The sequence below is a fragment of the Sphingomonas sp. IW22 genome (assembly GCF_041321155.1).
In the GTDB taxonomy this organism is placed as follows: Bacteria; Pseudomonadota; Alphaproteobacteria; order Sphingomonadales; family Sphingomonadaceae; genus Sphingomonas.
The window spans coordinates 49,264-72,160 of sequence record NZ_JBGGWB010000002.1; the positions used below are offsets into that span (position 1 = coordinate 49,264).

General features: G+C 67.4%; 21 protein-coding genes. 15 read left to right on the top strand and 6 right to left on the bottom strand.

Annotation, left to right across the window (positions count from 1 at the left end; genetic code table 11):
• Window positions 1-59: 59 nt before the first annotated feature.
• The 7 genes from peaA to qhpE are packed head-to-tail and all read left to right on the top strand — an operon-like array spanning window position 60 to window position 8,116.
• Window positions 60-1,802, top strand: a complete 1,743-nt coding sequence (peaA, locus tag ACAX61_RS11745; RefSeq protein WP_370715027.1) for a quinohemoprotein amine dehydrogenase subunit alpha — start codon at window positions 60-62, stop codon at window positions 1,800-1,802.
• A complete protein-coding gene (gene peaB / locus ACAX61_RS11750) occupies window positions 1,799-3,250 on the top strand; it encodes a quinohemoprotein amine dehydrogenase maturation protein (protein WP_370715028.1) in 1,452 nt (483 codons plus the stop codon). The genes peaA and peaB overlap by 4 nt, the downstream gene beginning before the upstream one ends.
• Window positions 3,247-3,594, top strand: coding sequence for a quinohemoprotein amine dehydrogenase subunit gamma (qhpC, locus tag ACAX61_RS11755; protein ID WP_370715029.1), 348 nt, complete (start codon window positions 3,247-3,249; stop codon window positions 3,592-3,594). The genes peaB and qhpC overlap by 4 nt, the downstream gene beginning before the upstream one ends.
• Window positions 3,591-4,670 (top strand): YncE family protein, encoded by a 1,080-nt coding sequence (locus tag ACAX61_RS11760; RefSeq protein WP_370715030.1) that lies wholly within the window; start codon window positions 3,591-3,593, stop codon window positions 4,668-4,670. The genes qhpC and ACAX61_RS11760 overlap by 4 nt, the downstream gene beginning before the upstream one ends.
• Window positions 4,667-5,683 (top strand): NAD(P)/FAD-dependent oxidoreductase, encoded by a 1,017-nt coding sequence (locus ACAX61_RS11765; RefSeq protein ID WP_370715031.1) that lies wholly within the window; start codon window positions 4,667-4,669, stop codon window positions 5,681-5,683. The genes ACAX61_RS11760 and ACAX61_RS11765 overlap by 4 nt, the downstream gene beginning before the upstream one ends.
• Window positions 5,596-7,377, top strand: a complete 1,782-nt coding sequence (locus tag ACAX61_RS11770; protein WP_370715032.1) for an ABC transporter ATP-binding protein — start codon at window positions 5,596-5,598, stop codon at window positions 7,375-7,377. The genes ACAX61_RS11765 and ACAX61_RS11770 overlap by 88 nt, the downstream gene beginning before the upstream one ends.
• Window positions 7,364-8,116 carry a subtilisin-like serine protease QhpE gene (gene qhpE / locus ACAX61_RS11775; protein ID WP_370715033.1) on the top strand — a complete coding sequence of 251 codons (753 nt, stop codon included), beginning with the start codon at window positions 7,364-7,366 and terminating at the stop codon, window positions 8,114-8,116. Before ACAX61_RS11770 ends, qhpE begins: the two co-directional genes overlap by 14 nt.
• Here the strand turns inward: qhpE and ACAX61_RS11780 are convergent.
• Window positions 8,050-9,045, bottom strand: a complete 996-nt coding sequence (locus tag ACAX61_RS11780) for a HupE/UreJ family protein (protein WP_370715034.1) — start codon at window positions 9,043-9,045, stop codon at window positions 8,050-8,052. The genes qhpE and ACAX61_RS11780 overlap by 67 nt on opposite strands.
• A complete protein-coding gene (locus ACAX61_RS11785; protein WP_370715035.1) occupies window positions 9,032-9,850 on the bottom strand; it encodes a peptidylprolyl isomerase in 819 nt (272 codons plus the stop codon). The genes ACAX61_RS11780 and ACAX61_RS11785 overlap by 14 nt, the downstream gene beginning before the upstream one ends.
• 169 nt (window positions 9,851-10,019) lie before the next feature.
• Here ACAX61_RS11785 and urtA point away from each other — a divergent pair, with 169 nt between their 5' ends.
• From urtA to mgrA, 7 genes are all read left to right on the top strand, one after another.
• A complete protein-coding gene (urtA, locus tag ACAX61_RS11790; protein ID WP_370715036.1) occupies window positions 10,020-11,234 on the top strand; it encodes an urea ABC transporter substrate-binding protein in 1,215 nt (404 codons plus the stop codon).
• Window positions 11,235-11,255: 21 nt separating this feature from the next.
• The gene (gene urtB / locus ACAX61_RS11795; RefSeq protein ID WP_370715037.1) at window positions 11,256-12,140 is read left to right on the top strand and encodes an urea ABC transporter permease subunit UrtB; all 885 of its coding nucleotides are present in this window, start codon (window positions 11,256-11,258) and stop codon (window positions 12,138-12,140) included.
• Window position 12,141: 1 nt separating this feature from the next.
• Window positions 12,142-13,173: an urea ABC transporter permease subunit UrtC gene (gene urtC / locus ACAX61_RS11800; protein ID WP_370715038.1), complete on the top strand. Its 1,032-nt coding sequence runs from the start codon at window positions 12,142-12,144 to the stop codon at window positions 13,171-13,173.
• Window positions 13,170-13,928 (top strand): urea ABC transporter ATP-binding protein UrtD, encoded by a 759-nt coding sequence (urtD, locus tag ACAX61_RS11805; RefSeq protein ID WP_370715039.1) that lies wholly within the window; start codon window positions 13,170-13,172, stop codon window positions 13,926-13,928. Before urtC ends, urtD begins: the two co-directional genes overlap by 4 nt.
• A complete protein-coding gene (locus ACAX61_RS11810; RefSeq protein WP_370715040.1) occupies window positions 13,925-14,635 on the top strand; it encodes an ATP-binding cassette domain-containing protein in 711 nt (236 codons plus the stop codon). Before urtD ends, ACAX61_RS11810 begins: the two co-directional genes overlap by 4 nt.
• A 105-nt stretch (window positions 14,636-14,740) precedes the next feature.
• Window positions 14,741-15,748 carry a zinc-dependent alcohol dehydrogenase family protein gene (locus ACAX61_RS11815; RefSeq protein WP_370715041.1) on the top strand — a complete coding sequence of 336 codons (1,008 nt, stop codon included), beginning with the start codon at window positions 14,741-14,743 and terminating at the stop codon, window positions 15,746-15,748.
• An 88-nt stretch (window positions 15,749-15,836) separates the two neighbouring features.
• Window positions 15,837-16,916, top strand: a complete 1,080-nt coding sequence (mgrA, locus tag ACAX61_RS11820) for an L-glyceraldehyde 3-phosphate reductase (RefSeq protein WP_370715042.1) — start codon at window positions 15,837-15,839, stop codon at window positions 16,914-16,916.
• Window positions 16,917-16,958: 42 nt separating this feature from the next.
• On the opposite strand, the gene ACAX61_RS11825 is transcribed toward mgrA, so the two are convergent.
• From ACAX61_RS11825 to ACAX61_RS11835, 3 genes are all read right to left on the bottom strand, one after another.
• Window positions 16,959-17,651 carry an EAL domain-containing protein gene (locus tag ACAX61_RS11825; RefSeq protein ID WP_370715043.1) on the bottom strand — a complete coding sequence of 231 codons (693 nt, stop codon included), beginning with the start codon at window positions 17,649-17,651 and terminating at the stop codon, window positions 16,959-16,961.
• Window positions 17,652-17,803: 152 nt separating this feature from the next.
• On the bottom strand, window positions 17,804-19,105 hold the full coding sequence (locus ACAX61_RS11830) for a replication-associated recombination protein A (protein WP_370715044.1): 1,302 nt from the start codon (window positions 19,103-19,105) through the stop codon (window positions 17,804-17,806).
• A gap of 133 nt (window positions 19,106-19,238) precedes the next feature.
• A complete protein-coding gene (locus tag ACAX61_RS11835; RefSeq protein WP_370715045.1) occupies window positions 19,239-20,084 on the bottom strand; it encodes a hypothetical protein in 846 nt (281 codons plus the stop codon).
• 100 nt (window positions 20,085-20,184) lie between these two features.
• Between ACAX61_RS11835 and ACAX61_RS11840 the strand changes: the two genes are divergently transcribed.
• Window positions 20,185-21,492 carry an SLC13 family permease gene (locus tag ACAX61_RS11840; RefSeq protein ID WP_370715046.1) on the top strand — a complete coding sequence of 436 codons (1,308 nt, stop codon included), beginning with the start codon at window positions 20,185-20,187 and terminating at the stop codon, window positions 21,490-21,492.
• Here ACAX61_RS11840 and ACAX61_RS11845 read toward each other — a convergent pair.
• Entirely contained in the window at window positions 21,489-22,832 is a 1,344-nt protein-coding gene (locus ACAX61_RS11845; protein ID WP_370715366.1) for an MATE family efflux transporter, read from the bottom strand. The two genes, ACAX61_RS11840 and ACAX61_RS11845, sit on opposite strands and share 4 nt — an antisense overlap.
• Window positions 22,833-22,897: the final 65 nt, after the last annotated feature.

A 22,897-nucleotide genomic window follows, 5' to 3' on the forward strand; every position in this document is an offset into this window, starting at 1 on the left:
GTCGATAGGGTCAGGTCGCGCCAAGGGTTGGGGGCGCTACCCAAGGGGGACCGATCACGATGCGGGTGCCGCGTCTTCGAACCATGTCATGGGCAAGCCTTGGCGGCGGCCTAGTGCTGCTGTCCGCATCGGTCGTGATGGCCGGGGGGCAGGCCGACGATCCCGCCGGTGGCCCGGCAGTCGAACGGGAAGCGGGGATACCCGTCACCGATCCGCTGGTGATCGAGAAATGCGGCACCTGTCATGCCCCCGACGACAAGGGCAATCTGTCGCGCATTTCTTGGGTGCGGACCACGCCGGAGGGGTGGGCGCAAGCGATCAAGCGCATGGTTCGCTTGAACGGCGCGAGCCTGACGCCCGACGAATCGCGCGCCATCGTCCAGTCGCTGTCGGCCAGCCACGGCCTTGCCCCGGAAGAGGCGCAGGCGGTGATGTACATCCCCGAAAAGCGGATGCTGGACGAAAGCAACATCCCGAATGACGATGTTCGTGGGGCGTGTGCGTCCTGCCATGCGTTCGGCCAGCCGCTGTCGTGGCGCCGGTCGAAGCATGAATGGAAGCTGCTGCAGGACATGCACGTCGCGCTCTATTCCCAGGCCGACGCGCAATATCGCCGCCCCGCCGCCGGTCAGGACGGAGAGGGCGCGGCCACCAAGAAGCGGACGCGCGGCGAAGTCGGGCTGGAATATATCCGAAAGACCGCGCCGCTGCACACGCCCGAATGGGCGGCATGGACGGCGCGGGCGCGCACGCCTCGACTGGCGGGCGACTGGCTGCTGACCGCATCGGTGCCGGGCAAGGGCCGCTTCGTCGGCACCATGCATGTCGAGCCGGGCAAGGGCGAGGCGGGCTTTGTCACGCGCACCACGCTGCGCCCGCTGGATGGCGGTGCGGCGATGACGCGCACGGGCACGGGGCTGGTCTATGGCGGCTATGCGTGGCGCGGGGTGTCGAAGGGCGGCGGCGCGGCCGCGCCCGACGCGCTGAGTGCCGATACGCGCGAGGCGATGTGGTTCGCGCCCGATCAAAGCCACGCCACCGGCCGCTGGTTCTGGGGCGAATATCACGAGTTCGGCTATGACGTGAAACTGGTGCGCGCCACCGCCGCGCCGGTCGTGCTGGCGGTCACGCCGGGTCGGGTGAAGGCCGGGGCCAAGGGCGTTGAGTTCCGCGTCGTCGGCCACAGCCTGCCGACATCGCCCGCCCCTGCCGACATCGACCTGGGCACCGGCGTCACCGTTCGCCGGATCGTGTCGGCCAGCCCGACCGAATGGGTGATCAGCGCCGATGTCGCCGACACCGCGATTTCCGGTCCGCGCGACGTGGCGGTCGCGGGCACGGTGCTGCAAAGCGCCTATCCGGTCTATCGCCGGATCGATTCGATGAAGGTCACGCCCGAAACCGGTCTTGCCCGGCTGGGCGGCGGCAAGCATCCCAAGGGATATCAGCAGTTCGAGGCGATCGGTTTCGAAAACGGCCCCGACGGCAAGCCAAATACGGCTGACGACATCGCGCTCGGCCCGGTGGATGTCGACTGGTCGATCAACGAGTTCCCGACCGTCTGGTATGACGACGACGTCAAGTTCGTCGGCAAGCTGTCGCCAGCCGCATTGTTCACGCCAGCGGTCGACGGCCCTAATCCCGCCCGCCGCTTCGGCCGCAACAATTATGGCGAGGTGTGGGTGACCGCGACCGCCCGGTCGGAACGCGACCGGTTCGGCAAACCGCTCTCGGCCCGCGCCTTTCTGGTGGTGACGGTGCCATCCTACCAACGCTGGGACCAGCCGGAGGTGTCGCGATGACCGATTGGAGCAAGGTGCGCTATCGCCAGGGTGAGGCGTACCGGTTCGAGGCGGCGGGGCAGCCCTTCGTCTATCTGCCCGGCGCGGGCGCCATTTTCGGCACCGACGGCGCGGTGCAGGACGTTCTGGACCGCGTGGGGTCAGAAGGGGCCACCCATGTCGAGCTGATGGCGGCGCTAGGCGCGGCGGGGCACGATGCTGCCGATGCCGAGGTGCTATTGCGCGAAATGCGCCAGGCGCGGCTGATCGAACATGGCGACATGGTGCCCTTTCCCGCGCCCCAGCCGCCGCCCGCCGATTTCCCGCTTCAGGCGCTGGTGCTGAACATTACCAACCAGTGCAATCTGGCCTGCACCTATTGCTATGAATTCGGCGCGGACAAGATCGCCACCCCGGCGGGCAAGCCGCGATACATGACGATCGAGACGGCGCGCGCATCGGTCGACCTGCTGATCGCGGAGGCGCGCGAACGCCCGGCGGTGCATGTCACCTTCTTCGGCGGCGAAACGCTGATGAACTTCCGGTTGCTGAAGGACATCGTGGCATATGCCGACACCGCGACCGCGGCGGCGGGCAAGGCCATCACCTACAGCCTGACGACCAACGCCACGCTGCTGACCCCAGCGATGATCGAGTTCCTGTCCGACCACCGCATCGGCGTGACGGTCAGCATGGACGGCCCGCCAGAGATCCAGGACCGCCACCGCGTCTTCAAGAACGGCAAGGGCAGCTATGCCGTGATCGAGCCGCGGCTGCGCGCGCTGATCGCCGGACATCGCACGCGCGCGGTGACGGCGCGGGTAACCCTGACCGAGGGGGTGACCGACGTCATCCGCATCTATCGCCACCTGAAGGACGATTTGGGCTTTCACGAGGTCGGCTTTGCGCCCGTTACCGAATCGGGCAACCGCACCTATGCGCTGGGCGACGGTGGCATGGACACGGTGCTGGCCCAGTTCCGCGCGCTGGCCGACGAATGGCTGGAACACGCGCTGCGCGGCGAATCGCACGGCTTCACCAATGTCAGCGAGACGATCGGCGAGCTGATTTCGGGTGTGAACAAGTCGCATCCGTGCGGCGCGGCGCTGGGACTGATGGGCGTGGGGCCGTCGGGCGACCTGTCGCCCTGCCACCGCTTCACCGATGCCGACACGCACCGCATGGGCGATGTGTCGACCGGAATCGACCGCGCGGCGCAGGCCGATTTCCTTTCGCGCGGTCATGTCGGCGGCAAATATGACTGCCAGTCATGCTGGGCACGACCGCTTTGCGCCGGGGGATGCCATCACGAGGCGTTCGTCCGCTACGGCGATACCGGCCACGCCAATCTGCATTATTGCGACTGGATCCGCGAATGGACCGACGTCTGCCTGCGGATCTATGGCGAGCTGGCCGCCCGCAATCCCGATTTTCTCGTCCGCTTCGCCGACCGGAAGGGGCTGTCATGAAGCATCTGAAACCGATCAATCGAAAGGCCGAGCGGCTCGACGCTGCGCTCGACACGCCCCCGCCGCCGGTTGGCGCAGAGGAAGAGGATGTGGTCGCGTTGCAGGACCCCCGGCCGCATGTGCCGATGGGCTGCACCCTGTCCTTTTCCCCCGGTTGGGAAGTCGACGCGGGCGGCGGCACGGCAGGCCTGTGTCAGCCGGTGGAACGCGACATTTACGACTGTTACGTCACGTGTTTCTGGCCCGTGCAGGTGCCCGACCATGTGAACTATTCGCCCGATTGGGCATCGAATTGCGCGGCGGCCACCAAGGATTGGCGCAGCCTTGATCTGGTGTTCCCATGAAGCGTGCGCTGGCATTCGCCGCCGCCGCGCTGGGCCTGACCGGGGCGGCGCCCGCGTCGACGCTGTTCCTGGGTTCCTATCCTGACACGCTGCTGATCTTTGACGAGGGCAAAGGCGCGGTCACGGGCCGGATCAAGCTGGCCAGCGGCCTGCCGACCAGCATGCAATTGTCCGACGACGGCAAGCGCATCTATGTGACGACGATCACCACTTCGGGGATCGAGGTGATCGACACTGCCACGCACCGCGTCATCAACCAGTTCAGCCTGAACGACGGACCGACGCGCTGGCGCTTTTGGGGTGGTACGCCCGACCCGACGGGACGCTATTTCTATACCGTCGGGACGAAGATCGAGAAGGGCGTCGACCGCTATACCGTCAGCAAGCCGCTCTACATGGTCGTGGACCTTGAGAAAAAGTCGGTGGTCCGCACGCAGGAGGTGGATGAACAGGACGCGCGCGCGGGCGGGCGCGGTGGGTACAAGGTGTCGCCCGACGGCCGGTTCCTCTACAGCTTTGGCGAGAAGATCGTCATCGTCGACCTGCCCACGCTGAAGGCGGTCGAGCGGATCGACCTGGCCAAGCCGGAAGGCATGGGCCTTGAGGAAGTCGGTTTTGGCGGCCAGCTGGAAAACCAGCGCGAGCCGGGCAAGCTGGTGTCGCTGTTCAACGCCCAGGACCCCTATATCCACGCCAAGATGTTCGGCGTGGCGCGGTTCGACCTGACCAGCCGCCAGTTCGACTTTACCCCGATCGGCCCCGCGCCCGATGCGATGGCGGGGCTGCAACTCTCCCCCGACGGCAAGACCGCCTATACCGTCGTGACCAACGGCAAGCTTGGCAACAAGCGGTGCGAGTTCTGGCGGTTCGACATGACCACCAACGCCGTGCTGGACAAGGCGGAATTCCAATGCCGCTCGCGCTTCCGCTTCGGCCTGTCGGGCGACGGGGCCAAGCTGTACATCTATGGCGCCAGCTATGACATCGAGGTTTATGACGCGCGGACGCTGAAGCGGGAGCGCACCTGGGATCTGGGCGCGGATACCACCGGCGCGGGCATGGTGATCGCGGGATGACGCGCCCGCCCGCGCCTGACGAGGCCCGCTTCGGCGTCGGCATCAGGGGCGACGGCGTGGCGGCGGCGGCATGTGCGCGGCTGTTGGAAGCGGCGGGGGTGCCGGTCGGGGTGCGTGCGGCGCCCCGGCGCGACGTGCCGGTCGTGATGGTCAGCGATGCCGCGCGGTTATTGCTGTGCGACGTGTTCGACCGGCCGACGCTGTTCGACGGGCTACCGCGCGTGTGGCGGCGGGTCGTGGATTGGGGCGGGCGCGAACAGGCGCTGCCGCACGGCGCAACGCTGGTATCGGGCGATGCCATGCGCGCGGCGCTGCGGGGCGGTCCACCAGGCGACGAACGGGCCAGCGATTTCGTCATTCACGCGACCCTGCCACCGGGCTGTGCGCCCTATCGCTTTGGTGAGCGGCTGGCGAACGCCACGCGTGTCCGGCTGCGAGCGACCACGTGCCGGGAGGAATGCCGGATCGAGGCGGTGCGGTCGGGCTGGCTGTTTCTGGTCCCTGAGACCGACGACCACGGTGTCTTGCTGGCCATCGGTGCCGACGCCGACACATTGCTGGGCGAAAGCCGATCGGTCGCGCCGCGTGTCCAGCCGATCGGTGCAATCGGCGTCTTTCCCGCCGCGCCCAGCCTGACCTTGCCGCTGTGCGGGCCGCAATGGCTTGCCTGCGGCAGCGCCGCGATGTCGTTCGACCCCATTTGCGGCGACGGCGCGGCCCAGTCGGCGCGCGAAGCCATTCTGGCCGCCGCCGTCATCGCCGAGATCGCCAGCGGCGGCGATGCCGACGCGCTGCTGCTGCATTATCAGTCGATGCTGATCGCCACCATGCGGCGGCATCTGGCATTGTGTGCGCAATTCTATCGCAGCGGCGGCGACAGCGACTGGTGGCGGGCACAGCATGCTGCGCTGGTCGAGGGGCATGAATGGTGCACGGGCATGTTGATGACCCTGCCCGAACCGCGCTTCATGCTGCGCGGCTTTCGCCTCGTCCCCCGGCTGGCGGCGGCGTGAGCGTGTCCGGCGATTTGCCTGGCTGGCGCGCCTTTGCCCGGCTGGCGCCGTTCGTGCGGCCCTATCGCGCCCGGTTGCTGGGCGTGTTCGCGATCAGCCTGCTGGCGACCGCGATGGGACTGGCGCAACCCTATCTGTCCAAGCTGCTGATCGACGAAGCGCTGATGCGGCGGGACATGAGCGCTTTGTGGATTATCGCTGCGCTGATGGTCGGCGCGACGGTGCTGGGCTATGCCATCAACATCCTGTCGAGCTGGCGCTACCTGCGGCTGTCGGCGGCGATGCTGTTCGACATTCGCGCCGCTTTGCTGCGGCACCTGCAAACGCTGTCGCCGCGCTTTTACGGCGGGTTCCGGCTGGGCGATCTGGTGTCGCGGATGAACAGCGATGTCAGCGACGTTCAGCGGATCGCGGCGGATACGCTGCTGTCCGCGGTGACGAACATCCTGTTCCTGGTCGGCTGCGCGGGGATGATGATCTGGCTCGACTGGCGGCTGTTTCTGGTCGGCACGGTGCTGCTGCCGTTCAGCGTGATGGCGTTCCTGGCGCTGCAACGGCGCCTGACCGACGCGACGCGCACGATGCGCGAACGCGGCGCCGATCTGGGCAGCCTGATCGTCGATACCGTCCTGGGGATGCGGACCGTCACGTCGCTGCGCGCGGGCGAGCATGAGGTGGCCCGCTTTGGCCGCGCCAACGACGCCTTTGTCGCGGCGATGCTCAGGATGCAGGCGACGTCGTTCATGACCGGCGCCGTGCCGGGGACGGTGATGGCGGCGGCGACGGCGGGCGTGGTCCTGTATGGTGGCGCGCGCATCATCGACGGCGGCATGACGATCGGCACGCTGGTCGCGTTCATGGCGTACCAGATGCGGATCATGTCGCCGGTCCAGACGCTGATCGGGCTGATGGGCGGGATGGCGTCGGCGCGGGTGTCGCTGGGGCGGCTGTTCGTGCTGTTCGACACACCCGCCGATGTGCGCGAGGCCGCCGACGCCAGCCCCATCGGCCCCGTACGGAGCGCGATCGTGCTGGAAGGCGTCTCGATCGCGCATGATCGCGGGCCGGTGCTGGAGGGGCTGGACCTGACGATCCCGGCGGGGCGCATCTGCGCGATCCTGGGCCGCAGCGGGGTTGGAAAGTCGACAATGGCGGACCTGATCGTGCGCTATCTCGATCCCGATGACGGCACCGTTCGGATCGACGGACAGGATCTGCGCGGTGTTGCGCTGGACGACCTGCGCCGCGAAGTCATGCTGGTCGACCAGTCGCCCTGGCTGTTCAACGACAGCATCGCCGCCAACATCGCCTTTGCCGCGCCCGATGCCGATACCGCCGCCATCACCGCCGCCGCGCATGCCGCGGGGATGGATGCGTTCCTCAACCGGCTGCCGCTGGGGATGGAGACACCAGTGGGGGAGCGCGGCCTGGCCTTGTCTGCAGGTGAGCGGCAGCGCGTGGCGCTGGCCCGCGCGCTGCTCAGGCGGCCAAGCGTCCTGATCCTCGACGAACCCAGCTCCGCGCTGGATGCCGAGACGGAGGCGCTGATCGCCGGGCGGCTGCGCGCAGCGCTGCCCGATGCGACGATCATCGTCATTACTCATAAACCAGCGCTGGCCGCCATCGCCGACATGGTCGTGACGATCGAGGGTGGACGTGCCCGGACGCTTCAGGTCCTGCATGACGTGGCGTGAGCCGGTGCGCGTCGGCGTGATCGACAGCGGCGTCCACCCCGCGCACCCGCATATCCGTGCCGAAGCGCTCGCGACCGGTGTGGCCATCCTGCGCAACGGCGAAGTCGCGGCGGGGAACGAAGCGACGCTCGATCGGCTGGGCCATGGCACTGCCGTCACCGCCGCTATTCAGGAAAAGGCACTGGGCGCGATTTGCGTGCCCGTGCGCGTTTTTCACGACGCACTGCGCGCCAGTGCGGTGGCGCTGGTCGCGGCCATCGACTGGTGCGTGGCGGCGCGGGTCGATCTGGTGAACCTCAGCCTTGGCACCACCAATGCCGCGCATCGCCCCGCGATCGAAGCGGCGGTCCAGCGCGCGGTGCGGGCGGGCGTCGCGGTGGTCGCGGCACGACAGGCTGGGGACGAGCCATGCTGGCCCGGCAGCGCATCCGGTGCGATCGGTGTCGTCGTGGGCGCGGATTGCGCGCGCGACGGCTGCTTCCAGCTTGGTGATGCGTTCGCCGCGTCGGGGGAGCCACGCCCGATACCCGGTGTGCCGCCGCGTCGGAATCTGGTCGGCATCAGCTTTGCGGTCGCGAACCTGACCGGCCTTGCCGCGCGGCACTGCGCCGAATTGCCGCTTGCGTTGGCCGGGGCGGATCGGATCGACGTGTTGCGCCGTCGCCTGGCGGATCAGGCGATGGCGAACCCGGCCAGCCGCTCCACCATCCAGAAACAGCCGACGGCGCCAACCGCATAAAGCGCCGCGACCCGTGCCGGCGCCTCAATCCGCACGGCGCGCAGTCCCGCCAGCATCGCCACGATCGCGCCGACAAATACAAGCTGCCCCAGCTCGACACCGATGTTGAAGAACACCAGCCCCGCGATGCGCTCCCCCGGCCGCACGCCCAGCTCGCCCAGCGCGCTGGCAAAGCCCAACCCGTGCAACAGGCCGAACAGCGATACCACGATCAGTTGCCGATCAGAGGCAAAACGCTGAACCCCGCGCGCGACCAGCGGCGCCTCCCGCGCCATGAATGCGATGGACAAGGCGATCGCCGCCTCCACCGGCGGGATCGGCACGCGTACAAGGTCGAAAAACGCGACCGCCAACGAAATCGAATGGCCCAGTGTGAAGGCGCTGACCAGCCACAACAGCCCGCGCCCCCGCGCCAGCAGCGTCAGGCACAGCACGAACGCCAGATGGTCCCACCCCGTCCAGATATGCCACACGCCCTGAGCGACGAATTCGCGTGCCAGCTGGAACAGGGGGCGCGTCGATCCCGCCGTGTCGCCCACCGGCACGGCAATGCCGCCCGCATTGGCCGCCAGGCTGCGATCCACGGCGACGCCGCCCACCGACGACAGAAAGCGTCCGCCATCGACCTTCCACGGCGTCTGCACGACATCGCGGCCGCCAAGCGCGCGGTCGCAGGCAAAGGTATAGGCGAAATGCGCCCGCCCGGCCGCTGACTGGCGGGTCATGCCCGTCTGTCGGCATCCATCGGGCAGGGTGATGCCGTCGCTGTGCGCCAGCGTTTCGGGCACTGCCGCCGTCAGTTCATAAGTGCCGGGGTCTTCGCCTGCGCTCAGCGCGAAATCCGCCGACATGAAAATGTCCGCTCGCGCATGCGACGGTACCAGCGTCGCCAGCGCCAGCAGCAGCGCCGACAGCCTATTCCGCCACATCGAACTTCGCCCGCAATCCGATCATCGCCGTGTCGATGGCGCGTTCCGTCTCGGCCATCATCAGATCCTGGCGCACCTGATCGCGGATCTGGCGATAGGGCAGGCGCGCGGCGGGCAGCGATTCTTCCCGTCGCACGAAATGCCACCCGCGCGGCGAGCGGATCGGGCCGACCCACCGATCCCGTGGCGCGGTGCGGAGCGCGTCGACGAAGGGCTGGCCGAAGATGCCGCGCACCATGCTGTCGCCGTAACGCGGAAAGTGGCGGCCCAGCCAGAAATCGTCCCCCGCCACCGGCTCACCCGCATTCAGCCGCGCGAGCAGCCCCGACGCATCCGACGGTGCCTGTTCGAAAAAGATCTGGTCGAAACTGGTGCGCGGCTCACCCTGATAGCGGGTCAGGTTGCTGCTGTAGAAATCGACAAGCTGTTCCTCGCTCGGCTCTGCCGGGGCGCCCGCGATCAGATAGCGTACCTTGTCGGCCAGCCGCTTGCGCGTGTCGGCGTCGGTCAGCTGCATGTCGCGGTCGATGGCTTCGCGGAACAGCAATTCCTCGGTCAGCCATTCCTTTTTCATGCGCGCCTGGTCAGCGGCAGTGGCGCTGCGGCCGGTCAGCGTCTGAAATTCCTCCACCATCGCGCGCTCGATTTCGGCGGTGAATCGGATTTCGGGCGTCCGCTGCGCCTCGATCACGGCATAAGCGCCAAACATCGCCGTGCCCGCCAGCAGGAACGCAAACAGCGGGTCGCGAAACCATCGCCCGCCGCCCCGATGCGCGCCCGGTTCGCGTGTCGCAACTGCATCCATGGCTTGGCCCCCGACCATCAGGTGCGCGACCCTAGCAGCGGGGCGAGTCGCTTTTGCCTACGTCAAATGACGCATGGGGGCGCACCCGTGCTTTCCATAGCGTTTTCGGAGCGTCACGCAGACGGGCGATGGTCCCGTGCCTGTCGTGAATGGGGGAGACCGAGACGCCATGATCCGATCGAAGATTCTGCTGCTGGCCGCGTCGTCCCTGACGCTGGCGCTGGGTGCTTGCTCCGGTGAGGGCGGCGGCGCCGGTGCCACGTCGGGCGATACCGTGGCGGTGGGCGTGCTTCAGTCGCTGACCGGCACCATGGCGATCAGCGAGATCACTGTGAAGAACGCCGAAATGCTGGCGATCGAGGAAATCAACGCCGCCGGCGGCGTGATGGGCAAGACGATCAACGCACTGGTCGAGGATGGCGCGTCCGACCCATCGACCTTCGCGCAAAAGGCGTCGAAGCTGATCGAAAGCGACGAGGTCGCCACCGTGTTCGGCGGCTGGACCAGCGCCAGCCGCAAGGCGATGCTGCCGGTGTTCGAGCGGACCAAGAACCTGTTGTGGTATCCCGTCCAGTTCGAAGGCAACGAATGTTCGCCGAACATCATGTATTCGGGCGCCCAGCCTAACCAGCAGGCGCTGCCCGCGCTGAAATGGGCGATGGAACAGGGCCATAAAAGCTATTTCCTGATCGGATCGGACTATGTCTATCCGCGCACGGCCAACCTGATCCTGAAAAAGCATATCGAGAAGGCTGGTTTGCAGGTGCTGGGCGAAAGCTATGTGCCGCTGGGCGGCACGGACTTTTCCGGCGTGATCGCGCGTATCCGGCAAGCCAAGCCCGCGATCATCATCAACACGCTGAACGGCGATTCCAACGTCGCCTTCTTCAAGCAGATGGCCGCCGCCGGGCTGGGCAGCAAGACGATTCCCGTCATGTCCTTCTCGATCGGCGAGCAGGAAGCGCAGGCGATGGGCACCCAGCTGGTCGAGGGCAGCTATGCCGCGTGGAATTATTTCCAGAGCCTGCCGGGCGACGCCAATGCCAAGTTCATCGCCGCTTACCGCGCGAAATTCGGGGCCGATGCCGCGATCACCGATCCGATGGTCCATGGCTATCTGGACGTCTACGCCTGGAAGGCAGCGGTGGAGAAGGCCAAGAGCTTCGACCCCGAAGCCGTCCGCAAGGCGGCGGTGACGCTGGGCGCGTTTCAGACGCCGATGGGCATGGTCAGCTTCGCGCCCAATCAAAGCCTGTCGCAAAAGGCTTATGTCGGCCGGCTGAAGGCCGATGGCCAGTTCGAGATCGTGCAGGATTCGGGCGCCGATATCGCGCCGGAGCCATATGACGCGCTGGCGTTCCCCGGCAAGACCTGCACCCTCTGATCCGCCGGAGCCGCACCGGCCATGGACCTTTTCCTCAACCAGCTGTTCAACGGCGTCTCGCTGGCGTCGCTGTATCTGCTCGCATCGCTGGGGCTGGCCCTGTCGTTCGGGCTGATGCGCGTCATCAACATGGCGCACGGCGAAATGCTGATGCTGGGCGGTTATCTGGCCTGGGCGACGCTGTCGGTCGTGCCCGGGCCGGCCGGCATATTGGTTGCGATTCCCGTCGCCTTTGCCGGTGCCGCCGCGATGGGGGGCGTCATTCAGGTGGGGCTGGTTCGCCGCCTGTCGGCGCGCCCGCTGGACACGTTGCTCGCCACATGGGGCGTCAGCTTGATCCTGCAGCAAGCCGCGCGTGATCTGTTCGGCGCGGTGGGCGTGGAGGTGCGCGCGCCTGCATGGCTGGACGGCGGCCTGACGCTGGGCGGTATCGTGCTGCCCTCCACCCGGCTGTTCATCATCGCGGTCGCCATCGTGGTGCTGGCGGCGTTGACGCTGGTGCTGCTCAAGACGCGGATCGGCCTGCTGGTGCGCGCGGTTAATCAGGACCGGATGATGGCGTCGGCCACCGGCATTGATGTGGGCCGTGTCGACCTGACGGTATTCTGCCTGGGTTCGGGGATCGCGGGCGCGGCGGGCGTGATGCTCGCGCTGCTCGGTCCGGTCACGCCCAGCGTGGGACAGGCCTATATCATTCCCGCCTTCCTGGTCGTGGTGATGGGCGGTCTGGGCAGCGTCACCGGCACCACCGTCGCGGCGGCGGTGCTGGGGGTATTCGCGGCGCTGGCCCAGATGTTCGTCGATGTCAGCGTGTCGCAGATGCTGCTGCTGATCTTCGTGGTCCTTTTCATCCAGATCCGCCCGCAAGGCGTGGTCGCGGCCCGGACGCGCCAGCTCGATGCCTGACATGACCGCCCTAAACGATCGCATCCGCCCGGCGTTGCGCGTCCTGCCCTGGGCGCTGCTGGCCTTTGCCGTGGCCGCGCCGTTCCTGCTGTCGGGCTACGACCTGAACCTGCTGGCGCGGTTCATGGCGATGGGCATCCTTGCGTTGGGTATCGTCATGATCTGGGGACATGGGGGCATCCTCAGCCTAGGGCAGGGCGTATTCTTTGGCCTGGGCGGCTATGCCGTCGCGATGCACATGAAGCTGGCGGACCTGCCCGCCGGCGAAATCCCCGATTTCATGGTGTGGAGCGGGCGAGAGGCGTTGCCCTGGTGGTGGGAGCCGTTCGCCAGCCCCGCCTTTGCCATCGCCGCCGCGCTGCTGGTGCCGGCGTTGCTGGGCGCCCTGTTCGCATGGGCGGTGTTTCATCGCCGGGTCGGAGGCACCTATTTCGCGCTGATCACACAGGCGCTGGCGCTTGCCTTCGCGACGCTGGTCATCAGCCAGCAGGACGCGACCGGCGGGTTCAACGGGCTGACCGATTTCTATTCGATCCTGGGCTTCGGCATCGCGTCGCCACGCACCGCGACCGGGCTGTACTGGCTGACGCTGGCGATCCTTTGCGGCGCGTTCGTGGGGCTGCGCTGGCTGCTCGCATCCCGCTTCGGCATGTTGCTGCGCGCGGCGCGGGACGGGGAGAACCGCGTGCGGTTTCTGGGCTACAGCCCCGTGCCGTTCAAGGTGGTGGCGTTCGCGCTGGCGGCGATGCTGGCCGGGGCGGGGGGTGCGTTGTTCACGCTGCACGCGGGCGTCGTGTCGCCTGCGCTGATCGGCGTCGTGCCCTCGATCGAGATGGTGATCTTTGTCGCGGTGGGCGGGCGATACAGCCTGGCGGGTGCGATCGTCGGCGCGCTGGCGATCAACCTGGCGCGCGATGCGGTGTCCAGCGCCTTTCCCGAATTGTGGCTGTATCTGATGGGGGCTTTGTTCATCCTGGTCGTGACGCTGATGCCCAACGGGCTGGCGGGTCTGGTGCGGGGGCAGGCGAAGTGAGCGGCGCTGGCGTGGCCGGGCTGTTGCTGGCCGTCGACGGCGTGACCGTCGATTATAGCGGCTTCAAGGCGCTGGACGGGTTCAGCCTGACGCTGAACCGGGGCGAACGGCGGGTGGTGATCGGCCCCAATGGCGCGGGCAAGTCGACACTGTGCGACACCATCATCGGCCGCGTGCGCCCGACCGAGGGGCATGTGCTGTTCGAGGGCGAGGCGATCGAGCGGCTGCCCGAACAGGCGATCGTCGCGCGGGGCATCTGTCGCAAGTTTCAGGCGCCGGGCGTGTTGCCCACACTCAGCGTGCGCGACAATCTGGCGCTGGCGGCACGGCGCGACCGGCGCTGGTGGAAGAGCTTCGGCACCGGCATCCCGGCGGACGAACGCGCGGCGGTGGACGAAGCGCTGGAGACGGTCGGCCTGACCGACCGCGCCGGCGTGCAGGCGGGCACGCTGGCGCATGGCGAGAAACAGTGGCTTGAGATCGGCATGGTCATGGCGACCCGCGCCGAATTGCTGCTGCTGGACGAACCGACCGCGGGCATGGGCCCGGCGGAAACCAGCCGTACGGCCGAGCTGATCCACGCGCTCGGCCCCGATCGCACCGTGCTGGTGATCGACCATGACATGAGCTTTGTCGAACAACTGGGCGCGCCTGTCACCGTGATGCATCAGGGCCGTTTCCTGAAACAGGGCAGCATCGCCGAAGTGCGCGCCGATCCGCAGGTCGCGGCGGTCTATCTGGGACATACGGCATGAGCGACGCGCTGCTCGAAATCACGCGGCTGTGCGCCAGCCATGGCGAAAGCCGGGTGCTGTGGGACGTGGACCTGACGATTGCGCGCGGTCGCGCCATGGCGCTGATCGGGCGCAACGGCGTGGGCAAGACGACGCTGCTGCACACGATCATGGGCACGCACCGCGCCGCCAGCGGCACGCTTCGCTTCGACGGGCGCGATGTGACGGCGCTGCGCCCCGACATTCGTGCGCGCGCCGGGATCGGCTTCGTGCCGCAGGGGCGGCATGTCTTTCCGCACCTGACGGTCATGGAGAATCTTGAAACCGGCCTGTCGGCGCGTGGCACACGCGGGTCGGGCGGGGTGCCGGCCCATATCTTCGACCTGTTCCCCAAGTTGTATGACATCCGCACCCGGCCCGGCGGCTTTCTGTCGGGCGGGGAGCAGCAGCAGCTGGCGATTGGCCGCGCGCTGGCCGGGGAGCCGAGCCTGTTGCTGCTGGATGAGCCGACCGAGGGCATTCAGCCCAATGTCGTGCAACAGATCGAAGCCGCGCTGGTGCATGTCCGCGACGCGCTGGGCATGACGGTGCTGGTGGTCGAACAATATCTGGACTTCGTCTGGCGCTTTGCCGACGACTATGTCGCGATGCAGGGTGGGCGCATCCTGCGGCAGGGGCGCATCGCCGACGAAACCGCCGCCGACGTGGCACATCTGGTCCGGATTTAGGCGCCCTCGCGACTGCGAAAGGTTCGTCTCGAACGTCCCGCACCCTTGATTCCCGCGCACGAGGGGCGACATGGCGGCCCCAGGCAGGTTGACAAGGATCAGTTCATGAAGGCGATGACCACCGGTTCCCCCGCGACGCTGGACACGTTGCGCTTTACCGAGTGCGACGATCCTGGTCAGCCGGGTCGCGGCGAGATTCGGGTGGCGCTGCATGGCAGTTCGCTCAACTTTCACGATCTTGGCGTCGTCACCGGCCGCATGCCCGCCAGCGCCGGCCGCGTGGCGCTGGCCGATGGGGGCGGGGTTGTCGAGGCGGTTGGCGATGGCGTGACCGAGTTTGCGCCCGGCGACCAGGTGGTCTCCTGCTTCTTCCCCGACTGGCAGGACGGCCCGGCGACCATTGGCGATTTCTCGCGCACGCCGGGGGACGGCATCGACGGCTTTGCGACTTCCCATGTCGTGCGCCCTGCCACCGCCTTTACCCGCGCGCCGCGCGGCTTCGATCATGTCGAGGCCGCGACGATCACCACTGCCGGGCTGACCGCGTGGCGGGCGCTGGTCGGAGACGGCGGGTTGAAGGCGGGCGACGTCGTGCTGCTGCTGGGCACCGGCGGCGTTTCGATCTGGGGCCTTCAGATTGCGAAGGCGATGGGTGCGACCGCGATCGTCACCTCCTCATCGGGTGAAAAGCTGGAGCGCGCGCGCGAGCTGGGCGCGGATCATGTCGTCAATTACCGCGAGGTGCAGGACTGGGGCCGCGCCGTTCAGGACTGGACCGGCGGGCGCGGGGTTGACCATGTTCTGGAGCTGGGCGGGGCGGGCACGCTGCCCAATTCGATTAACGCGGTTCGGGTCGGCGGTCACATCGCCCTGATCGGTACCGTCGCGGGCGTGGTCGGCGATGTGCCCACGGCGGCCTTGATGGCCAAGCAGGCGCGGTTGCAGGGGCTGATCGTGGGATCGCGCCGTCAGCAGCAGGATTTCGTCCGCGCGATCGAGACGACGGGTATCCGCCCGATCGTCGACCGCCGCTTCCCGCTGGCAGAACTGCCAGATGCGTTCCGCTTTCAGGAAACCGCCGGGCATTTCGGCAAAATCGGGGTGGAGTGGTAACGACACGCCACCCAAGCTGCTCGCAGCGCGCCGCAATAGGCGGCGGCGTTGCGGGGCGTTAGACGACCGTCCGAAATGGAGACCGAACATGCCCTTTCCCGCTCCCTACACTGCCGATCCCGCGCGCTATGACGGGCGGATGCCCTATCGCCGGACCGGGCGTAGCGGCCTGAGGTTGCCGGCGATCAGCCTTGGGCTGTGGCAGAATTTCGGGGGCACCGATGTGTTCGAAACCGGGCGCGCCATCCTGCGCCGCGCGTTCGACCGGGGCGTCACCCATTTCGATCTGGCGAACAATTACGGCCCCCCTTACGGCTCCGCCGAAGAGAATTTCGGTCGCGTGCTGGCCACCGACTTCGCCGGGCATCGCGACGAACTGATCCTTTCGACCAAGGCGGGGTGGGACATGTGGCCGGGGCCGTATGGCGACATCGGCTCCTCGAAAAAATATCTGATCGCCAGCTGTGAGCAGAGCCTGCGGCGGATGGGCGTCGATTATGTCGACATCTTCTATTCGCACCGCGTCGATCCCGACACGCCGCTGGAGGAGACGATGGGCGCGCTGGTCCAACTGCACCGGCAGGGCAAGGCGCTGTATGTCGGCATCTCCTCCTACGAACCCGGCCTGACCCGGCGCGCTGCCGCGATCCTCGCGGAAGAGAAGGTGCCGCTCTTCATTCACCAGCCCAGCTATTCGATTCTGAACCGCTGGATCGAGCGCGAACTGCTGGACACGCTGGACGATCTGGGTACCGGCTGCATCGCCTTTTCGCCGCTGGCGCAGGGGATGCTGACCGACAAATATCTGAACGGCGTTCCGGCAGAGGCGCGCGCGGCACGGCAGGGATCGCTGTCCCAGTCGCTGCTGAGCGAGCAGAACCTTGCCATGGTGCGCGCGCTGAACGCGATCGCAAAGGGGCGGGGCCAGACGCTGGCGCAGATGGCCGTTGCCTGGGTCCTGCGCGACCCGCGCGTGACATCGGCACTGATCGGCGCGCGGACGGTCGAGCAGCTTGACGATTCGCTGGACGCGCTGGCCCGGCTGGACTTCACGGACGAGGAATTGAGCGCGATCGACGCCGCCGCCAGCGATGGCGGAATCAACATCTGGTCGGGATCGTCCGACATCGTCACGCTGCCCGCCGCGCAGGGGGTAGCGCAACGCTGAACCGAAGCGCCATCGGTGCCCAAGGGTGCCGGTGGCGTTTCCCTAAGCCGTGAGGGTTAATTTCGGCAGGGCCTCGAACGCCGGTTTTGCGAACAGAAACCCTTGGATGTAGCGGACGCCAAGATCCTTCAAACTGGCAAGCTCGGCATTCGACTCTACGCCTTCGGCAATCACCGTGACGCCCAGCGCCCGGCAAATCCTGATGACACCATCGACGATCGTGCGGCGGGGCAGGCTGGTATCCAGGCCTCGGATCAGTTCCATGTCGAGCTTGATTATATCGGGCTGAAATCGCGCCAGCAGATTAAGGCCGGCATGGCCTGCGCCGAAGTCGTCGAGTGCGGTCCCGAAGCCCATCTTCTGATACGCAGCGATGATGTTGGCGACGTGTGCGGGATCGGCCATCTCCTCATTTTCCGTGAATTCGAAAATCAGCCGGTCTGCGGGAAAGTTGGTCGCCGACGCTGTTCTGAGCGTGAGTTGGATGCACGCCATGGGTGAGTAGACGGCGTTGGGCAGAAAGTTGATCGACAGTCGGGCCGGTGTGTCCAGGATGCCCGCAACCGCAGCCGCTTCGATGGCCTTGACCCGGCAGCGCTGATCAAAGGCATAGCGGTTGGCCGCTGTGATTTTCGACAGCACGCTTGCAGCTGGCTCTCCACTGGGCCCGCGGACCAGCGCTTCATACGCAAAGGGCGTGCCGGTCTGAACGTCGACGATGGGCTGGAACGCCATGGAGAAACCGAAATCGAGCGGCTCGCCATCGCGACATCCCGCACAAGCATGTTCTAATGTTCGCACGACCCAGCCCCTCGATGCCACATGGCGGTTTAGCATCAACGGGTTAACGACATCATCCGCTGCCACCGACCGACCGACCCGCTTCGCTAACGCCCCGATTTGCGGCGCGCGGACCAAAAGGCCAGCCGCCGGCGGATGTCGCGTTCGAAGCCGCGTTCATTGGGGGCGTAAAGCGGCGCCGGGTTGGTCGCGACGATTTCGTCGGGATAGAATTCCTGGCCAGAAAAGGCGTCGGGCCGGTCGTGATCATATTGATAGCCCTGATGATAGCCCAGTTCCTTCATCAGCGCGGTCGGTGCGTTCAATATATGCTTTGGCGGGGGGAGCGAGCCGGTCTTGCGGGCAAGCGCCATCGCGCTGTCGAACGCCAGATAGGCCGCGTTGGATTTGGGCGCGGTCGCGACATAGGCGATGGCCTGCGCCAGAAACAGCCGCCCTTCGGGAAGGCCGACTCGCTCGAACGCCTGCCACGCGGTGACGACCTGAACCATGGCGTTCGGGTCGGCCATGCCCACATCCTCCGACGCGGCGCAGGACAGGCGGCGAAAGATTACGGCCGGGTCCTCACCCCCCGACAACATGCGCGCGGCCCAGTACATCGCGGCATCGACATCGCTGCCGCGCAGGCTTTTGTGAAAGCAGCTGAGCAGGTTGAAATGCTCTTCCTGCCCCTTGTCGTACAAGGGCGCGCGCGACTGGACGATGGCGGCCAGCTGTTCGGTATCAAGCGGCGCATCCGCGCCAATCGCGAACAGGTCGTCGCACAAGCCCAGCAGATAGCGGGCATCGCCATCGGCCATGGCGATCAACGCGTCGCGCGCGCCCGCATCCAGCGGCAGCGATGCATCGAAATGCCGCTCCGCCCGCGCGATGACCTGATCGAGGTCGGCGGGGCTGAGCCGCTTGAGCGTGAAGACCTTGGCCCGCGACAGCAGCGCGGAGACCAGGCTGAAGCTGGGGTTTTCGGTCGTTGCGCCGATCAGTGTGAAGGTGCCGTCCTCGATCGCGGGCAGCATCGCGTCCTGAACCGGCCGGGAAAAGCGATGCAGTTCGTCGATGAACACCGCCGTCTGGCGATTCGATATGTTGCGAAGCGAGGATGCCGCCGCAATCGCCTTTCGCAAGTCGGCAATGCCGGTCGAGACGGCGGAAAGCTGCTTGAATTCATAGCCTGCCTCACGCGCGATCAGGCGGGCGATGGTCGTTTTGCCGACGCCGGGCGGCCCCCACAGGACGAAGGAGGAGAGGCGCTGTTGCGCCAGCATTCGGCCGAGCGGCCCGTCCGGCCCGGTTAGGTGTTCCTGCCCGATCACCTCGGCAATGCTGGCTGGGCGCAGCAATTCGGCCAGCGGGCGCACCGGGGTGCCGGCGAACAGCGAATCGGTCATGTCGGCCACCCGCGATTGACGGGAGGCGCAAGGATAAGGGGGGCGGGTGGCGGGGCGATGTTCCCGAACAGATCGGCCATCCGCGCAAGATAGGGGCAAGGCGCGGCTTCTTCATCCCCGGTCCACCCCGGTGTCAGCGGATCGGCCAGACGCCCAGCACGTCGTCGGTCGCGGGGTTTTCGATCCGCACCTCGTCAAAACGGGCGCCGATCAGGCAGATTGGCCGCTGGTCGATGCCGCCCGGCTGGGTACAGCGGACCGGCTGGGCGCCCGGTACGGGCGCAAGGCGGCCCAAGACGCGCACGCGCAGGCCCTGCGATCCGTCGAACCGGTCGGCGGGAACGCGCTTGACCACGTCGAAGCGGCGGGGGTCGGTATCGACCTCTCCCTCAGGAAAGCGGGCAATGGCCAGCGTCTGCCCCGGCAGCATGATCGGTTCCCGCCCGGTCGGCGTCGTCTGCCCCCGCGTGGCGCAGCGTTCGGCACCGGACCAGGGGCGGGCGATCCAGAACCCCTCGACCGCACGTGCCGCCACATCGCCGCCCAGATTCCAGTCCGCCCCGGTCCAGCGGTCGGCCGTCACCGACACGCGCAACGTCGCCGCATCCTCGTCATAGCGCCACTGCATCGGCAGGCCGCTGCCCTCTCCGCTGGGGCCGGTGCAGCCAAAGGGCAGCGTCAGCTCGAACCGGCGCCCGGCCGCTTCGCGCACGGCATCGGGCATCGCGGCGCCGGTGGAATAGGCGTCCGCCGCCTGCGTCGCCAGTGCCAGCAGATCGGCCCGGCCCAGTACGCGCGCAGTGTCGCTGGGCGTCGGGCTCGGCGCGGCCACCGGCATGCGGATCACGCGCGGCAGCACGGGGTCGGGACGGGGTGCGGTGTCGCGACCGATCAGGAAACCGGCGCCGCCGATCGCAATCGCCGCCGCCAGTCCGCCTGCAATGGCCAGCCGGCTCGCCCTGATACTGGGTTCGTGCATATGTCCCTGATAGCAAATCCGCCGCGATGCTCCAGACCCCAAGGGCATTGATCGTCCGCTGGACTTGACAGCGGGCCGTCCCGGCTCGACGCGGGGAGCCATGGCGATCGACCAGATACTGACGCTGTTCGTGCTTGCTGCGGTGGTGGCGGCGATGATCTGGGACAAGGTGCGTGCCGATGTCGTCGCGCTGACGGGCGCGGCTGTGCTGCTGATGACGGGCGTGGTGCGCCCGGTCGAGGTGCAGGGCGCCTTTGCCAGCCCGGCGATCATCGCGCTCGCTTCGCTGTTCGTCATTGCGTATGCGCTTGAGTTATCCGGCCTCCTGGACCGCGCGATCGCGATGGCGGTGGCGATGTGCCGGCGGCTGGGGGCGCTGGGCATCTGGTTGCTGCTGGGAATGATCGGCATCCTGTCCAGCTTCCTCAATTCGACGCCGATCGTCGTGCTGGGCGCGCCGGTGGTGCGCGACGTGGCGACGACATTGGGCCTGTCGCCCAAGCGGTTCCTGATCCCGCTGTCCTACATCACCATCCTGATGGGCTGTTGCACGCTGATCGGCACGTCGACCAACCTGCTGGTCGACGACATGGCCAGCCTGGCAGGGCAGTCGCGGTTCGGCATTTTCGAAATCACGCCGGTGGGCGTTCCGGTGGCGATCGTCGGCGGGCTGTACCTGATGCTGGTCAGCCGCCGCCTGCTGGGCGGGCGGTTCGAGGCGGATGCGCCGGAGGGCGGGGTCGCCATCGACGAAAGTCACATCAACAGCGCCCAGATCGGCAATGCCGCACTGTTCGCGGAAAAGCGCCCGTTGCGCCCGGCCCATGCGGCAATTGCGCTGGGCGTGTTCGTGGGGGCCATCCTGCTGGCGACGATCGGTGTCGCGCCGATCGCGGCGACCGCATTTGCCGGGGCGGTGCTGTTGATCCTGTTGCGCGTCATCAGCGCCGATGAAGCCTATTCGGGACTGCGCCCCGAAATCCTGATCCTGATCGCGGGCATGGTGGTGATCGGCATCGCCATGGAGGAGAGCGGGCTGGCGGCAGAGGCGTCGAGGATGCTGATCGCCACGGTCAACGGGCTGGACCCGCTGGTCGCGCTGATCGTGCTCTATGCGCTGACCATGGTGCTGACCGAGCTGTTGTCGAACGCGACGGTGGCCGTGCTGGTCACGCCGGTCGCGGTTGCACTGGCCGAAAGCCTGGCGGTCAGCCCCCGCCCGTTCCTGGTGGCGGTGATGATGTCGGCCAGCGCCGCCTTTGCCACGCCGTTCGGGTACCAGACCAACGTCATCGTCTATCAGATGGGGCGATACCGCTATATGGATTTCGTGCGCGTCGGATTGCCGCTGAACCTGATTACGGGTGCGGCGGCGATTGCGGCGATCCGGGTGTTCTTTCCCTTCTAGGCGACGGCCCGGCGGCTGACCCACCACAGCCGCCCGCCGTTCAGCAGCGCACCCATGACCATGCCTGCCGCCGACGCCCAGACCAGCCCCGTCGGCCCCGCACCGCCGCGCACCAGCAGCCAGCCGATGCTGCCTGTCACCAGGAAAAAGGCGATGATCCCGTTGACCCCTGCCGCCACCTGATCGCCCAGCGACCGCAGCGCATAGACGAACACGACCTGCAATCCGTCGAACAGGATGAAGGGCGCCCATGGCAGCAGCATCGCCACCGCGATGGCGTGCACGGCCCCTTCGGCGGGAAAGATCGAGACGATGGGCCGCAGCGCGATCAGGATGGCCAGCGCCATCAGCCCGGTCAGCAGCGCGGCCAGCCCCGCCGCAATCGCCGCGCGGCGGCCCGCTTCGCCCGGCAACCCTTCGCCGATCGCATTGCCGACGCGCACCCCCGCCGCCGATCCCAGCCCCAGCGCGACGCCGAAGGTCACGTTATGGACCGAAAAAACGATCTGGAATGCGTGGGCCGTCGGCTCTCCCAACTGCGTCGACAGGGCGATCAGGATGGAAAAGCCCGCCAGTTCCAGTCCCGACGCCAGCGCCGGCACCGCGCCGAAATTGAGCAGGCTGACCACCCCTGACCAGCGCAGGTCGCCCAGCCGCCGCACGCCGCGCTCGACCGCGCGGGGCAGGGTCCATGCAGCCCACAACATGCCCGCCGCGCCCAGCGCCGATGCCGTCGCGGTCGCAGCCGCTGCCCCCACCGCGCCCCATGCGGGCAAGCCCAGATGACCACCCGACCACGCCCATGCCAGCAGCGCATTGACCGGCAGCACCGACAACTGGATCACCATCACCCGGCGCGGGCGGCTGACCCCCTCCAGAAAGAAACTGGCGGCGATGGAGACGAGCTGGAACGGATAGGCGAGCGCCATCACCCGCACGACCGATGCGGCGGCGGGCGCCAGATCGGGCGCGACCCCGACCAGCAGCAGCAACGGATGCGCCAGTACGAACAGGATCGCACCGCTCGCCAGGCCCAGGATCAGGCCCAGCACCAGCCCTTCATGCAACACACGGCCCGTTTCGGGCAGGTCGCCCGCCCCGTCGGCGCGTGACACCGCGACGATGACGCCCGACAGCCAGCCCAGCACGACGACGATGCCGATATAGGTGATGGCGCGACTGGCCCCCAGCGCGGCCACTTCATGCGTGCCGGCCATGCCGACCACGATCACGTCGGTCAGGTGCAGGATGGTCCAGTTCAGGCTGGTCAGCATCACCGGCCACGCCAGGCCCAGGATGCGGCGCGCCTCGACGGCAAGGGGAGCGGGCGCGGGGGTCATTTGCGGGCCGCTGTAGGCCGATGACGCGCGGCGGGCAATTACGCGCGAAACCATGTTGCATGGGA